This window comes from Psychromonas aquimarina ATCC BAA-1526 (assembly GCF_000428725.1).
Lineage (GTDB): Bacteria > Pseudomonadota > Gammaproteobacteria > Enterobacterales > Psychromonadaceae > Psychromonas > Psychromonas aquimarina.
Genome location: NZ_AUAM01000027.1, coordinates 9,808 through 25,636 on the forward strand (window position 1 = coordinate 9,808; position 15,829 = coordinate 25,636).

Consider the following 15,829-nt stretch of genomic DNA (forward strand, 5'->3'; position numbering starts at 1 on the left):
AATTCTCTCTGTATTTTTTAATCTTTTAGCGGCTGAATAATTGAGCCGTAGAAAAAACTGTCTAAATTGATTTTCACACCAAAACTAAGCAGTTTTGCAGCAGCCCGTGCATAGGTGAGCTGATCATCTGTGCCCTTGGCATTTACCGGCACGCTAAGGTGCTCAACTGCATCTGGATTTTCTTTTAATATTTTATCAGTCCAGCTGCATAGCGAACGCCCCGCCCCCATCTCAATAAATACCGAAACACCTTTAGCGGCCAGGGTATTAATCAGACGCGGAAAATCAACCGGATCACAAAGACATTTAGCGATGCTTACTGCAATCGCCTTTTTATGCTGCGGAATAGGCAGATAACAGGAGCTGGATATCATTTTACTGTTAATACGCTCAGTCACATCCATGCTGTATAGATCCAGCATATTCTGATATTCAGCATGAGCTGGTGCGCTGTGAATCGCATTAGCCATATTCAGCGGCATAGCACGAACGCCCAGACGTTTAATCACTTTTAAACAGTCATCGGGATAACCGCCGATCACTAAGCTGTCCGGGGTATTAATAATGGTGACATAAACCCGCTCCCCGGCGGCAATAGCATCATTGACCTGCGCTAAAGTACCTTTAATGCTGTAGGTTTCCCAGATCTGTTCAAAGGTGCCGTCACTGACATCCGGCAGATCCCATAATTCGCGAATAGCACGCAGCTCACCCGATAAGCGGTGGTTAAAAGTATCAGAAGCAGCTAAACGCGCGCTCATCAACCCCGGCGAGTGCCAGCAGCCTAATGCTGCAAACATGCTGATTTCACCCATGCTGTATCCCGAGGCATAATCTGCATTGACAGCAAAAACCTGCTCGAATATTTTAGTGAATACACAGGCGTAACCAACACCGCATTCGGCAATATTAGCCAGCTCATTACGCAGCGCTAAATCCCGCTGTTTAAGTTGTTTGAAATCTAAAGCAGTTACCGAGCGCGGGTTAAGCAGTTGATCTTTTAAACTGGCGCCGATATTAGCCGCCAGCGCAATCACGCTGGGATAGATTTCCGGAAAGAGATGAAACAGATCCCGGCCTAATCCAATATAGGTTGCGCCGATCCCCGGATATAAAAAGGCGACATTACCACCGCTTTGCGGCTGACTGCTGAAATAACTGCCCTTGGGTGTTTTCCAGTCGCCCTGCTTCGCAAATGCATCAGCTACTCCTTTTAACGCCAGACTTAACTCTTTAGCCAGCTCCTCAGAAGATTCTGCAATCAGCACCACTTTATAAACTGAGTCGGGCTTAGCTGCATATTTCTGATACAAAGACTTAGCTAAGGTTTTTAAATCTGTCTCTAGTGTCAGTTCAGAGAGCTGTTTAAGCAGATCCGCTTTACTGTCAGCGGCAGCAATAAACAGAGACTGTGCAGAGCTGGCGTTAAAACCATTATGATGCACCTGCTGATCACTGTTTTCCTGGGCAATAATATGTGTATAACTGTTTTTATTTACACAGCTAAGGGCGGCATAACGTGGACTGTTATGCGCATTAGGGAAAACCGGCGCAGCCTGATTAAACAGGTAAAACGGTGAATCCATCCAGTTTTCAAGCAGCTCAGACCGCGGTGCAGTCCACTCTTTAACAGCAGGACGATAACGCTGCTGCAGGGCAAATACCGTGTTTATCAGACTTAACAGCTCTGATAACAGACCGTTTTCGCCAAGCACGCTTTTAGCGCAGCTGATTGAAGTATTAAGTGTTTTATCACATCGATAAGCACTAAGCAGCGCCTGCTGTTCAATATCTCTAAGCTCACAGTCAGCTGAAGCGGAAACTTCCACGGTGCTGATATCTGCGCTGTTAACCGCACAGTCGGCAAAGGATCTTTTAATTACATTCTCAGCATCAGATAAAGTACGGCTGCTGACCAGTGAATTAATCGAAGCATAAACATAACTGTTATGAGCAGCGGCAAAGGACTCACTAGCCAGCAGTACACTGCTCACACCGCGGCTTGAACCGTAAGCTTCAAAATCCTGCGCAAAACTGATAGTCGCTTTGTCCTGAGCAAACTCTGCCTGACTATGCGGATGACTAGGCAGATTCGAGGCCTGAATCAGAACCGGCAGATTATGTTCACTGATAATCTGTTCACTAAGCTGCAGCGCATCTGCTAAACAGCAGACACTATGAGTGCTGAAATAACTCTGCGGCAGGCAGATCTGCTTTTTGTCCGTTATCATAATCACAGCGGCATCACTGCAGATAAGCTTATTAACCTGCAGTACACATTCAGCTGACACTCTGCATAAATCAACGCTGCTGTCATGCTGCTGTAGTGAAACAGCAGCATTAAACACTTCACCACGATGCACTTCACCACGATACAAGGCAGCTTCAACCTGATCAATATCAGCTAAACCGTCAAGCTGCACATCAAAACCGATAACCGCTAACTTTGTCTTAATAGACTTAAACTCAGTCATGCTTATCAGCCTGTAAAGCACTGCTCAGCTCAGGACGTTTAAACAGATCATTAAGATTTGCACTGGCAGTCACCTGCGCGCCTGTTACCGCGGCCATGATCTGTTTATCAGCGTTAATCATCTGTACATCGGCAATGACTTTTTTGCCTTTCTGTGCTGTCACTGTCAACTTCACGTAAAAAGGCTGATCAACTGGAACCTGCGAGTAAACCGTCCAGGCGGCAGTACTGCTCGGCAGACTGCCTAAACCTAACTGTTTACGCACCCAGACCAGCAGCGCCTGATAAACTAAATCGTTGGCAAAAACATTATTTACCTGCACATCAAACTCACCCTGCAGCCCGGTTGCGGAACCGTCAATCAGACAGCTCAGCAGTATACCCTGCTGATCACAGTGATTAACTGCGCTGAATCCCTGCAGACTTGGGCCGTGAAACAGTGTGCCGTTTTCATACAGCTCACAGGCACTTTTCTGTTTCTCAGTGCTCAACGCCGGAAGTTCACCAGAATACAGCGGCAGATCTGCTTTCGTTCTGCTCAGAAGCAGTGTTGCACCGTAATGAAACACCGATCGCTCTGCCGTCTTCTGGCTGCCTACCTTAACTTCAACGCTTAACAGATCTTCACTGTCAGACACTAATTTCAAATCGATAAAATAATCTTCAGCCTGCGCTCCGTCAAAGATAATGCCCTTGAACAGTTTGTAGTTGCGCAGACCGGCACAGCTGTAACCTGTATAGGTTTCAGCTGCCGCCTCCACCATCCATGCAAGTGCACAGACGGTAGGGAAAACCTGATTCTCACCAATCTGGTGATCTGCAATAAAAGGATTGTTAACCGCTAAAAGAGTTTTAGATAAGCGGCTAACTAACGGCTTTTTTACAGCAGTTTCCTTTTTTTTGTCATTCTGCAGTTCGCTTAACGGCGCACTTTCAGGCTCCGGCTCCCCGCCCATATCGTTGCCGACTAGGATCTGCGGGCAGCGGTTGCTGTCAGCCGCTAATTCATTTAATAAAAGCTCAGCACCGGCATCTAAAGGAATAATATACACACCGCGATCGTTAAACATACGTTTAAGCTCCGGTGTTACCATGCCGCCGTCCCAGGGCCCCCAGTTAAAACTCAGTACCTGAGCGCTCGGGTTAAGTGCTTTAAAGCGGTAAGCTGTTTTGTTTAAAATATCATTTGCAATCGAGTAGTCTGACTGTCCCGGGTTTCCGTAAAAACCGGCTGCCGATGAAAACAATACTAAATGCTTAATCTGCTCCTGCTGACAACATGCCAGCATAGATAACAGACCGTCAATTTTAGTGCTGTACACCGCTTCGAAATCAGCCAGTGTTTTCTGTTCAATAAATTTATCAGCTAAAACCCCCGCACCATGGATAAGTCCAGTTACCGGCCCCCACAGATCAGTAATCGGTTCAACTGCGGCCTGTACACCGGCTGCATCTGTCACATCGGCGCTGACGTATTCCGCAATACCGCCGACGGCTGCCACGGCATCTAATGTTGCTTTGATTTCGCGATTAGCCAGAACAGGACGGATAAAGGCAGAAATTCTCACCGGTGTTGGTTTTTCACCACTGGCCAGCAGCGACTGCATAGCCGCTTTTTTCAGCTCAGCCTGATCATCAATTCCTGCGGCCCAGCTCGGCTCGTCACTCTGGTAGCTGGATCGGCCTAACAGAATAAACTTCGACTGATACTGTTTCGCTAAACGGATAATACAGTGTGCAGTTACGCCCTTTGCTCCGCCGCTGACTAGAAATACAGAATCACAATTTATACTGTTACCGGCAGCCAGTGCGTAGCTGTCCGTTTTTTCTGCAGCCAGGGTTAAACGGCCGTTATTATTAAAACCAACTTCAACGGTCTTTGTATCAGCATCATTTAACTCTTCGACAATCAGTTTTGCGACTTTGTCGGCGGCAAACTTAGCCGCTACATCAATCGCGCGGCAGAATACATTCGGCCATTCATGGGCTAATGTTTTCACTAAACCAGTCAGACCAGTCTGCACTAAATCGGAGTTAAGTTCGTTATTGTCTACACCAAAAGCACCGCCCTGTCGGGTTAACACCACAAATGATGACCGGACATCTTTATTGTCAGCACTGCTGTTTTTCCCTAGCCCGGACAGTTTTGCTAATAAAAAGGCCAGCTGTAGACCCTGTTTATAAGCTACTGGATATTCAATACCGCTAACATCACTTTTAGGGTGCAGATAAATAATGCTGCTCCAGATATCCTGCGTTGCTAAAACTGCAGTCAGCTCTTTTTCATCAAGCTCAGCCAGCTCAATAACATTAACTTTTTCAGCAAAAGTTTTTGAACTTACCGTTTTCACCCAGGACGGTTTTAATACCGTAACAGACCAGCCTGACAGAGTTAATTTGTCCGCCAGACGTACACAGCTGCCTTCACCGTCATCAACCAGCAGCAGGTTCTCACCGTTTACATTTGCTTCGATGCTTTTAACAGCATTCAGGTGCTTGATAACAACCGTTGCACTTGGTGCCGGCTGAAAATCAACGGCCGGAAGCTCAGTAATAACTTCAGGCAGTGCTGCCGCGGCCGCAGAACTGTCATCCTGTGTATCAGTCTGTTCATTCATATAAGTAACAATCTGACCTAAGGTACGCAGTTCAGCCAGGGCTTCGGCATTAAGCTCCGGCAGTTGTGGAATTTCATCCTGCACTGCGCCTAATATCTCCACACGTTTAATTGAATCTATGCCCAGATCCGCTTCCATATCCATACTTAGTTCCAGCATCTCTGCCGGGTAACCGGTTTTATCAGCCACTACATCGAGCATCACAGACTGAATTTTTGTTAAATCAAGCTGTACTTTACTGCTGGTCGTAATCGGCACAATTTCAGCAGAAACCAGCGAACTGCTTTCAACCGTTTCATTCATATAAGTAACGATTTCACCCAGAGTGCGCAGCTCAGCCAGTGCTTCTGGATTTAATTCCGGTAAGTCGGTGATTTCATCCTGAACGGCGCCGAGGATCTCCACGCGTTTGATTGAATCAATGCCTAGATCGGCTTCCATATCCATGCTTAGTTCCAGCATTTCCGCCGGGTAACCGGTTTTATCGGCCACCACGTCCATCATCACAATTTCAATCTGCGCTAAATCGATGCTCACAGGTTTTACTATCAGCGGCTCCTGCATTGCCTGAGTGGTAACCACTTCAGCGGCCGGTGCTTTTGACTGCATGTAATTGACTATTTCACCGAGCGTTCTAAGCTCAGCCAGATCTTCCGGGTTCAGTTCCGGCAGGTCGGTGATTTCATCCTGCACTGCGCCGAGGATCTCAACACGCTTGATTGAATCGATACCCAGATCCGCTTCCATATCCATACTCAGTTCGAGCATTTCTGAAGGATAACCAGTTTTATCGGCAACCACCTTAAGCATCACACTTTGAATATTTTCTAAATCCAGCAGTGCACCGGTTGATATATTAATCGGCACTATTTGTGCACTTTGGGCCGGAGCAGCCGGTGCTTTTGACTGCATATAAGTAACAATTTCGCCTAGAGTGCGCAGCTCAGCCAGATCTTCCGGGTTCAGTTCCGGCAGATCAGCAATTTCATCCTGCACCGCGCCGAGAATCTCAACACGTTTAATAGAATCAATACCTAAATCCGCTTCCATATCCATGCTTAGTTCCAGCATTTCTGAGGGATAACCAGTTTTATCGGCAACCACATCCAGCATTACCGTCTGGATTTTATTGACATCCACGGCCGGTACAGCTTGAGTCTGCACAGTCGATACGGCTGGAGCTTTAGACTGCATATAGGTTACGATTTCACCTAAAGTGCGCAGCTCGGCAAGATCTTCCGGATTAAGCTCCGGCAGGTCCTGAACTTCATCCTGCACCGCACCAAGGATTTCAACACGTTTGATAGAATCGATACCTAAATCCGCTTCCATATCCATGCTTAGTTCCAGCATTTCCGACGGGTAACCGGTTTTATCGGCAACCACATCCAGCATTACAGTCTGGATTTTGTTCAGATCAACTACAGCAGCAGGTGCTGCAGTTTGACTAACAGGTGAAGCAGCAGGAGCTTTTGACTGCATATAAGTTACGATCTCACCCAGAGTGCGCAGCTCAGCCAGATCTTCCGGATTCAGTTCCGGCAGGTCACTAATTTCATCCTGCACAGCACCGAGGATTTCAACACGCTTGATGGAATCAATGCCTAAATCTGCTTCCATATCCATGCTTAGTTCCAGCATTTCTGCCGGATAGCCGGTTTTATCAGCCACCACATCCAGCATCACGCTCTGGATTTTATTGACATCCACGGCCGGTGCTGCTTGAGTAACCGGTGCAGTCTGCACAGCTGGTGCTGCAGATACAGTCGGTGCTTTAGACTGCATATAGGTTACAATTTCACCCAGGGTGCGCAGCTCGGCAAGATCTTCAGGATTCAATTCCGGCAGGTCCTGAACTTCATCCTGTACCGCGCCGAGGATTTCAACACGTTTAATTGAATCAATGCCTAAATCCGCTTCCATATCCATGCTTAGTTCGAGCATTTCTGCCGGGTAACCGGTTTTATCAGCTACGACATCCAGCATCACAGTCTGAATTTTATTAACATCAACCACTTCAGGAGCGTGAACCAGTGCTGCTGCAGTCAGCGGCGTTTTAACGGCCTGGCTGCTCACAATAGTCTGATGGGTCTTCTTAAGCTGTTCCTGCATGTTCAGCGGCGCAGCTTTAACAGCCTGCGGTGCGGCGACAGGAGATACACTCTGTACTGGTGCAGGCTGAGCCTGCACAGGAGCTGAGGCAGTAGACTTATGCACCTGATCCGGTAATGCAGACAGCATCTGCTGCATGTTATCGGTCTGGCTGTTCAGGTAAGTTTCATGCACACGTAATGTTTCTGACTGGAAGTCATGGTACATGCTTAATGTTTTTTCCAGGCTCTCCGACAGCTCAGCAGCACCTGCCTGCGCCTGTAAGACATTATCGAAAGTTTTAGCATACTCCTGCGGCCCCTGCATATATTCCTGGTGTACATTTAACAGCTGCTGCTGATGATTTACAAACTGACTGACACTTTGTTCAATTGACTCTGCCAGCTGCGCATTATCAGCGCCGCCTGCAGGAGCAGCATTAGCAAGCGGTGTACCGTCAGCCTGCACGTAAACAATCTTCTCAACTTCTTTTTCAACAATAACTTCTTTGATCACCTCTTTAACAACCACTTTTTCCGGCTGCGGCGGCGCAGTCAGCTGCCAGCCGTCATTTAAGGCATCAGTAAATGCTTGTCTGGTTTTAGGGCTGACATAGGCAGCACCGCTTAACTTCATAGCCAGCGGCGAGCGTTTCGGCGGCGTTGTCGGACGGGCTGCCGCGTTATACGGGTCAATATCATTCAGTGATAAACCTAATACAGCCATTTCCACGGCCGCTAAACGCAGCTGCAGATCGGCTGATTTTTTAGGGCTGCTGTTAAGCGCAATGGTCGTTACGTCGTTTTTATCTTTTAATATATTATCTACTAAACGAGTTAACACATTTTTCGGGCCAAACTCGATAAAGATACGTCCGCCGGCATTATAAAGATTATCAATCTCATCATTAAAATGAACTGACTCTAGGATATGCTTTTTCAGACTGTCTTTAATTTCAGACGGTTTATCTGAATGAACCTGCGCAGTGCCGTTAGCAAAAACCGGAATAAGCGGTGCTTTGAACTCGACACTGTCAATCACATCCGCAAACGGTTTTTGTGCGTGCCCGACTAATTCGGTATGAAATGCCGCTGAAACCGGCAGCGGTACTACCTTATAACCTTTAGCCTGCAGGGCTTCAACAGCAGCTACTACCTGGCTGCTTACACCGGCAATCACTACCTGATTGTTAGAGTTATAGTTAGCAATCGACACGTCTTTAATGTCTTTAATATCATCTGCAACGCCAGAAGGCGAGCCGACAACAGCGGCCATAGTACCGGCATCGAAGTTTTCATCCTGCGGTGCGGCCATTGCCTGTCCGCGGCTGCGTGCTAAAGTCATGTAGTCTTGTTCTGATAAAACACCGCCAGCCCATAATGCAGTTAACTCGCCGAAACTGTGTCCAGCGGTAAAATCGGCACTGAATCCGGCCTGTTTAAAGGTATTGTATAAACCGACACTAAAGGTACCAATTGCAGGCTGTGCATGCTCTGTTAAACGCAGGTTGTTTTCCTGTGCGGCAGCTTTGTCTTTATCAAAGACCGGGATCGGGTAAACAAAGGATGACAGCTGCGCTTTACCGGCAGCGCTGAACTGGCTGTCCATAGCGCTGTTAGCCGCTAAAACAGACGGGAAGTTACAGGCCAGATCCCGGCCCATATTCACGTACTGCGAGCCCTGACCGGAAAACAGTGCAACCACTTTACCGGCTGAATCTAAACCTGATTCACGGTAATAGATGCCAGATGGTCTGCTCCAGGAAGTTTTATCATCACTGCCCAGCTGCTTAATAATCTGCTCAACAGCGGCAAGTGCCTGCTGCGCATTTTTAGCGGCAAAACCGCAGCGCGCAGTTTTTTGATCCGGCGTTTTTAACGGATTTTCAGTGACTAATGCATTAAAAGCAAAAGGCTGCAGATCGACATCAACGGCTAGTTTTTCACGCCAGCTGTTTAAACTCTGCAGCAGTGCCACTTTGTCAGCGGCGCTGATAATAATTGTCTGTGCCACTTCATTTAAACGGTAGGCACCAGAATGCGCAGCTTTATACTCTTCTAAAACAAAGTGGAAGTTTGTGCCGCCGAAACCAAAAGAGCTGATACCGGCACGACGTTTAATACCGTCGGCACGCGGCATCCACGGGCGCGTTTCGTTATTAATATATAAAGGCGTATTTTCAATATCTAAATTAACATTGGGTTTGTCAACATTAATGGTTGCCGGTAAGACTTTATGATGCAGTGCCAGAGCGGCTTTAATTACCCCCGCAGTACCGGCGGCCGCTTTAGTATGGCCGACTTGTGATTTAACCGAGCCCAGCGCAATATGCTGCTTCTGATCGTTGTTTTCACTGAACATCATATTTAGACCGCTGAATTCAGCTGCATCACCGGCTTTAGTGCCCGTACCATGCGCTTCAATCAGCCCGCAGGTAGACGGATCAAATCCAGCATCGGCATAGGCGCGTTTCAGTGCTTTCACCTGCCCCTCTGGACGCGGCGCATAAATTGATTTAAAGCGCCCGTCTGATGAACTGCCGATCCCTTTAATTACAGCATAAATCCGGTCACCGTCACGTTCAGCATCTTCGAGACGCTTCATAGCAATCATACCTACACCTTCACCGATCATCATACCGTTAGAGTGATCATCAAAAGGACGAATATTTTCCCCATCGGTAAATGCAGGCGTTTTAGCAAATGACATATACATAAACGGTGAATTATCACAGCACACGCCGCCGGAAAGCATCATTTCCGAACGGTATTCCAGCAGATCAGAGACAGCCATTTTAATTGCGGCTAATGAACCGGCACAGGCGGCATCAACCACACAGTTTGTACCGCCTAAATCAAAACGGTTAGCAATACGCCCGGCAATGACATTGCCTAACATGCCCGGGAATGAGTTTTCTTCCCAGGGGATATAGGCTTTTTTAAATTTATCGATAATTACAGCACAGTCAGCTTCACTGACACCGGAGGCTTTTAATACTTTTTCTAATACCGGGCCCTGCAGACGTGATGTTAAAGGCGCAATCTGTTTCTGACCACCGCCGACTCCCAGGGTAATCCCGACCTTGTCACGGTCGTAGGCATTTTCATCACTGATACCGGCATCGGCTAATACATCACGGGCAACCACTAATGACATTAACTGAGTAATATCGGTCAGCTCTAAAATATTCGGCGGCAGGCCGAATTCCATCGGATCAAAGTCAATCTCCGGAAGAAAACCACCACGTTTGCAGTAGGTTTTATCAGCGGCTTTTTTGTCACTGGAGTAATAATCATCAATCGCCCAGCGGTCTTCAGGAATATCTTTAATACCGTTGACTGACTCAACAATGTTGTCCCAGAACTGCTCGAGGTTTTTAGTTTCAGCAAATACTGATGCCATACCGACAATGGCAATCGGGCATTCCTGTAAGCGTGAATTTAGTTGTTTTTCTTCGTTCAAAGCATGCTCGCTTATTGTTGAGTTATTTGGTGTCTGCTTGTTTGATTTTTTCTGCTTAGTCATGTGATTACTCCAGTTATGACTTATGTGCATTTTCAGATGTTTTTAATCTGCTAGATTTTTTATCTAACAAGCGAAAACGGCTTAAAAATTCGTTGTAGTTTCTGACCAGCAGGCGGCGGACATGAAACGGCGCTTTTTTCAGAACATATCTGATATAGCGCTGGGCGGCCTGATATTCATCATCGTCGTACAGGTCAACATATATCCAGCAGCTGTCCGGATCATGGGCCATTAAAAGACGCTGCTGTTTAGATTTCTGTTCCTGCTTCTGAGGGGAAAATTCCGGCAGGGGGATTAAATAAACCTGTACTACATCCAGACTGCTTAACTCACAGTTCATGCTTTCCGGTACCTGCTTGCCCCCCTGCTGAGCCAGCTGCTGACGCATCTGATTTAAAAAGTCCGACATACCCTGCGGGCTGATAACCGAATTAAGCACTTCGCAGGATAAATTCTCTTCGACAGCAACCTGCACATAGTTTTCACTGTTCTCACTTTCATCAAAAGAGTCCATATCCGCTAAACGGGAAACACCGTGGCGTTTAAGACAGCGCTGCAGGCCGGCACGCGAGACATTCGCATTGATGAACTGTCTGCACACGGCTAACAATTCATCTAAAGAGAGTTTAAAACGTATGCGCAGCTGCACAACTACATACTGCTGCGCCGGGCTTAAAGTGGTATTTAACTGCCTGGGAATATGCGAAGCGTCATCAGTACTGGCACGCCTGCGCCATTTGCGCACCGTTGACTCAGATACTTTCAACAGGCGTGCTAATACCGCAGTTGCCAGATCTGATTCATGGATAAAAGCACGCATCTCCGGTGTAGTGGTTGCGTTTTTATGTTGTTTGGGCATTTATAAACTACTTAAATTAAGTGAGTAATCTGCTTACGACGTGATTAGAAGCAGTAATATACACAGGTATCACACCCTATACAATCACCCGAAACTTAATTTACACTTTATGTGATAAGAGATGTTTTTTAGGCACAAAAAAACGCCGTGAGACGTTTTAGAATGGTTATTTATGATTAAAATTCAGCATTCATAATCAAACATTGCGAGTTTGTGCCTGACGCAGGCAGCATTATACATTTACAACATTTTATATTCACACACAAGATTACTAAACCGGCTGCATAAGCAGCAGATTGTTATACTGCACCTCTTCTTCAGGAAAAGAGCGCCTTACTTCCTGCCCCTTTTCTCCTAATGAACGATTGTAAAGCTTGTGTACCCGGCAGCAGGTACAGTAGCCTATTTTCTGCGCCATTGTGCCTTGAACTTCTCCACTGCAGAAAGTACCGGCTGCCGCCCAGCAGCTGTGTACAAGCTGCTGTTTAGCGGCAATACATTCACCCAGCTGTGCTGCATTAACACCGCCTTTTTCTCGTCCGCAGTCCATTATCTGCCAGCAGTTTTGTAACTTTTCCTTCATTCATTTTCCCTGTGCGCTGATATAACTCTGTTATAACGCAACGCGCACCACTGCGCAAATAACTCAGAAAAGCTTAACCATGCTCTGATACTAGTTACTCGAGTATAAAGCACGGCAGCCTTTAAATACTGTTCTGCTGTATTTTTTTAAAAGAAAAGTTTAATTTATCAGCTTATGTGCACGTTTTTACACTTCATAGTCCGTCTGCTCTCACAAAGCTGAAATTAGTTTTTACTTGGAAATTAAAACAACTACACTGCGCGCATCAACTTTACAAAAACTGCCTTTATGGCGCTTTTCTTTACCGATTTCAGCAATATCCTCGGGTGAGGTTAACGCGGTATTAACAGCATAATACCACTTTTTTCCTTTTACTTTAGGCAGTTCAAATTCAAGCATATACCAGTACATATTAAACATAATATGCATATCCTGCCCCTCGCGGCGCGCACCTAAGGTCATTGCCAGGGCTAATCCATGGGGATCATGCCAGCCCGGTTTACCGAGCCGGCAGCCGTGCCAGGTTATATCCGCCAGGCCGCGCCGGTTAACTTCTCCGTCGAAAAAACGATCGCGAAACAAACGCGGATGAGATTTGCGAAAAATGATCAGACGCCGCCAGAACTGCAGCATGCTTTTATGTTGTTTCACTAAATCCCAGTCAAACCAGGATATTTCGTTATCCTGACAATAGGCATTGTTGTTGCCCTGCTGTGTCCGGCACACTTCATCACCGGCGGCAAACATCGGCACACCTTTGGAAAGCATCAGAACTGCCGCAAAATTTTTAATCTGGCGCTGTCTCAGTGTTTTGATTTTTTTATCCCTTGTGGGTCCTTCGATACCGCAGTTCTAGCTTCTGTTATGATCAGCACCGTCACGGTTATCTTCACCATTGGCGTGATTATGTTTATGGTTATATGAAACCAGATCATAAAGCGTAAAACCGTCATGCACGGTTATAAAATTGATACTGTTGCTGGGCAGTTCATTCTGATCCTGGTAAATATCAGCACTGCCGGATATTCGTCCTGCCAGCACGCCGAGCATACCGGGTTTTCCACGTACAAATTCACGCACATCATCACGGTAAACTCCGTTCCATTCAGCCCAGCGGTGACCGGGAAAGGAGCCGACTAGATAGCCGCCGCCGGCGTCCCATGCTTCGGCAATTATTTTGCTGTCAGCCAGCGTCTCAGACAGCTCAATACCCCACACCACCGGCGGGTGAGCAACCAGAGTACCGTTTTCATCACGCGCTAAAATCGTGCCCTCGTCAAAACGAAAACCGTCAACATGCATATCAGAAACCCAGTACTCTAAACAGTCAATAATAAACTTTTCACAAATAGGATGATTGCACTTGAAGGTATTGCCGCAGCCGGAATAATCGAAATAGAATTTTTTACTCTGTTCAACTAAAAAATAATAACTGTCATTAGCCAGACCTTTAAATGAATAAACCGGCCCGAGATGATTACCCTCATCGGTATGATTAAATACAACATCAAGGATCACCCCGATACCGGCTTTGTGCAGTGCTTTAACCATATCTCTGAATTCATCAACGGGTCCAGCAGCATGCGGGTTCACACAGTACCCGGAGTGCGGCGCAAAAAAACTGACGGTGCTGTAGCCCCAGTAATTTACTAACTTACGGCCGTTGACATAACGTGCATGGCTGTCGTCAAATTCAAATACCGGAAGCAGCTCAACCGCCGTAATACCCAGTTTCTGTAGATAAGGAATTTTTTCTATCAGCCCGGAATAAGTGCCCGGATGCTTGACGTTAGAGCTGGGCGAGCGGGTAAATCCACCAACGTGCATCTCATAAATAATGCTTTCGTTAAGCGGATGATTAACAGGCCGATCCCCCTGCCAGTCATAATCTGTTAAGGGCACAATACAGCTTCTCATGGAAGTATGCAGATTACTCCCGGGTCGGCAGGCATCTTCGCGGCGCCATAAACTGCGGCTGATACCTTTAGCGTAAGGGTCAATTAATACTTTATGCTTATCAAAAATATGCCCCCTTTGCGGCTGATACGGACCGTCAACACGATAGGCATAATAGCTGCTTTCCGGCAGACCTTTGATAAAGATATGCCAGAAATAAAAGCTGCGGTGGACTAGAGGATCTAAGCGGATAACCTGATCCGGCTGCAGATCATCATGCTGTTTAAACAGCAGCAGTTCAACAAAGAAAACACTTTCATCACAATACAGACAAAAATTAACTCCGCCCTTGTCACGGTCGATGCTCGCACCAATAGGATGGGGTTTACCCGGGTATAATTCATACTTGTCTGCACTTATCATACTATCTGTCCAGCTGAGGCTGCTTATTTTCTGTTTAAATAATAATTAACAAGTGTGCAGTTACTCTTATATCAGCAAGAGCACTTTGCCAACCAGTTTATCTATGCCGCCTTTAGCACTCAAAATACTGTCAGCCAGCATATAAGCAGGTGTTGTCACTACCTTGTGCTTTTCATCAACAATAATATCATTTACAGCACAGCTGACATGAGTTCCCCCAAGAGAATTAATCACCTCGGCAGCTGCCGGATCATTGCCTATGGTACATTGAATATGATCGTATATTTTAGGCAGAAGTACAGGTGCGATACACATATATCCGGCAGGTTTACCCGCATCTCGAAAAGAACTCATCGCATCAGCAAACTGCTCATTGATAGTAAACTCGCTGCCTGCAACGGCAAAATCAGATAAATTCTTGGCAACCCCAAAACCACCCGTCACAATCAGAGCGCCAAATTCACTCTGCTGCAGCTGAGTTAAAGCTTTTACCTTGCCTCTGACGATACGTGCGGATTCTGATAATGTATTTCTTACTTGATCCACCTCCTGTCCGCTAAGGTGATCAATAACATGATAAAGATTAATATCGACAGAGAAACACTGATAGGCAGCTCCCTGCTCTTCAAGCGCTAAAAGTGTTAATACAACTTCGTTAATTTCTGAGCCGTCATATACCCCGCAGCCGGCTAAAATTACTGCTACCTTATTTTTCATTTACAACTTCTCCTATAGTATTTTAATTAATACGCTCCCGCATGTTTTTCAAAGCGCCTGTCTCTTGGATAATTACACATTACATACTTTTAAAATTAGATAGTTATGAGGAAATTCTGTTGAAGGCTGTACAAAAATAATAAATCAAAATGCAGATAAAACATTTATCTTCTAAGCAGGTATCCGACGCTGATTACGAAGGATACCTGTCCGGGAGGATTAGTCTCTACTATGGCGTTCAATATACTGTCTGGCGATGGCCGTCATGCCGGTGCTGCCGCATTCGCAGCTGTAGTCTCGAGGTATATACTTAGCGCCGCAGCGGTGCCCGGAGCACCAGTCTTTCTCACATAAACATTCCACTTTCCCAGATGTTTCAACATTTTCGCCGCAATCAGGGCAGGAAATAGTCTTTGTCATAACATATCCTTCTTTTCATTTTTTTAGTTTTTTAAAATTACTGTTCAGCCTGTAAGCTGAATATTTCTCCGTTTTACAGATGGAACTAAAGCTCCACTGCTTTGTACACAGCAATCGTATCAATTAAATATAACGGCAAATTTGACGCGCTTCTAATTATTTAATATTGATTTGATAAATAAGCGAGGCAGGCGGGTTTTATATCAGGGAGTTAGGGTTTGTAC

Annotated in this window: 8 protein-coding genes; all 8 read right to left on the reverse strand. The window is 46.1% G+C overall.

The genetic code is table 11. The annotated features are described in order from the left end of the window. Positions 1 to 17: 17 nt before the first annotated feature. Positions 18 to 2,474, reverse strand: coding sequence for a PfaB family protein (locus G337_RS0111425; protein WP_028864002.1), 2,457 nt, complete (start codon positions 2,472 to 2,474; stop codon positions 18 to 20). Beyond that, on the reverse strand, positions 2,467 to 10,707 hold the full coding sequence (locus G337_RS0111430; RefSeq protein WP_245597656.1) for a type I polyketide synthase: 8,241 nt from the start codon (positions 10,705 to 10,707) through the stop codon (positions 2,467 to 2,469). The genes G337_RS0111425 and G337_RS0111430 overlap by 8 nt, the downstream gene beginning before the upstream one ends. 13 nt (positions 10,708 to 10,720) lie before the next feature. Beyond that, on the reverse strand, positions 10,721 to 11,566 hold the full coding sequence (locus G337_RS0111435) for a transcriptional regulator (RefSeq protein WP_028864004.1): 846 nt from the start codon (positions 11,564 to 11,566) through the stop codon (positions 10,721 to 10,723). A gap of 271 nt (positions 11,567 to 11,837) precedes the next feature. Next, a complete protein-coding gene (locus G337_RS26115) occupies positions 11,838 to 12,149 on the reverse strand; it encodes a two-CW domain-containing protein (protein ID WP_037027369.1) in 312 nt (103 codons plus the stop codon). Positions 12,150 to 12,380: 231 nt separating this feature from the next. After that, complete coding sequence (locus G337_RS29190) at positions 12,381 to 12,917, reverse strand: hypothetical protein (RefSeq protein WP_245597657.1); 537 nt, start codon at positions 12,915 to 12,917, stop codon at positions 12,381 to 12,383. A gap of 84 nt (positions 12,918 to 13,001) precedes the next feature. Continuing rightward, positions 13,002 to 14,468 (reverse strand): glycogen debranching protein, encoded by a 1,467-nt coding sequence (locus G337_RS26120; RefSeq protein WP_245597658.1) that lies wholly within the window; start codon positions 14,466 to 14,468, stop codon positions 13,002 to 13,004. A gap of 66 nt (positions 14,469 to 14,534) precedes the next feature. Beyond that, positions 14,535 to 15,185: an isoprenoid biosynthesis glyoxalase ElbB gene (elbB, locus tag G337_RS0111450; RefSeq protein WP_028864005.1), complete on the reverse strand. Its 651-nt coding sequence runs from the start codon at positions 15,183 to 15,185 to the stop codon at positions 14,535 to 14,537. A 219-nt stretch (positions 15,186 to 15,404) separates the two neighbouring features. Beyond that, positions 15,405 to 15,605 carry a hypothetical protein gene (locus tag G337_RS0111455; RefSeq protein WP_028864006.1) on the reverse strand — a complete coding sequence of 67 codons (201 nt, stop codon included), beginning with the start codon at positions 15,603 to 15,605 and terminating at the stop codon, positions 15,405 to 15,407. Positions 15,606 to 15,829 lie beyond the last annotated feature (224 nt).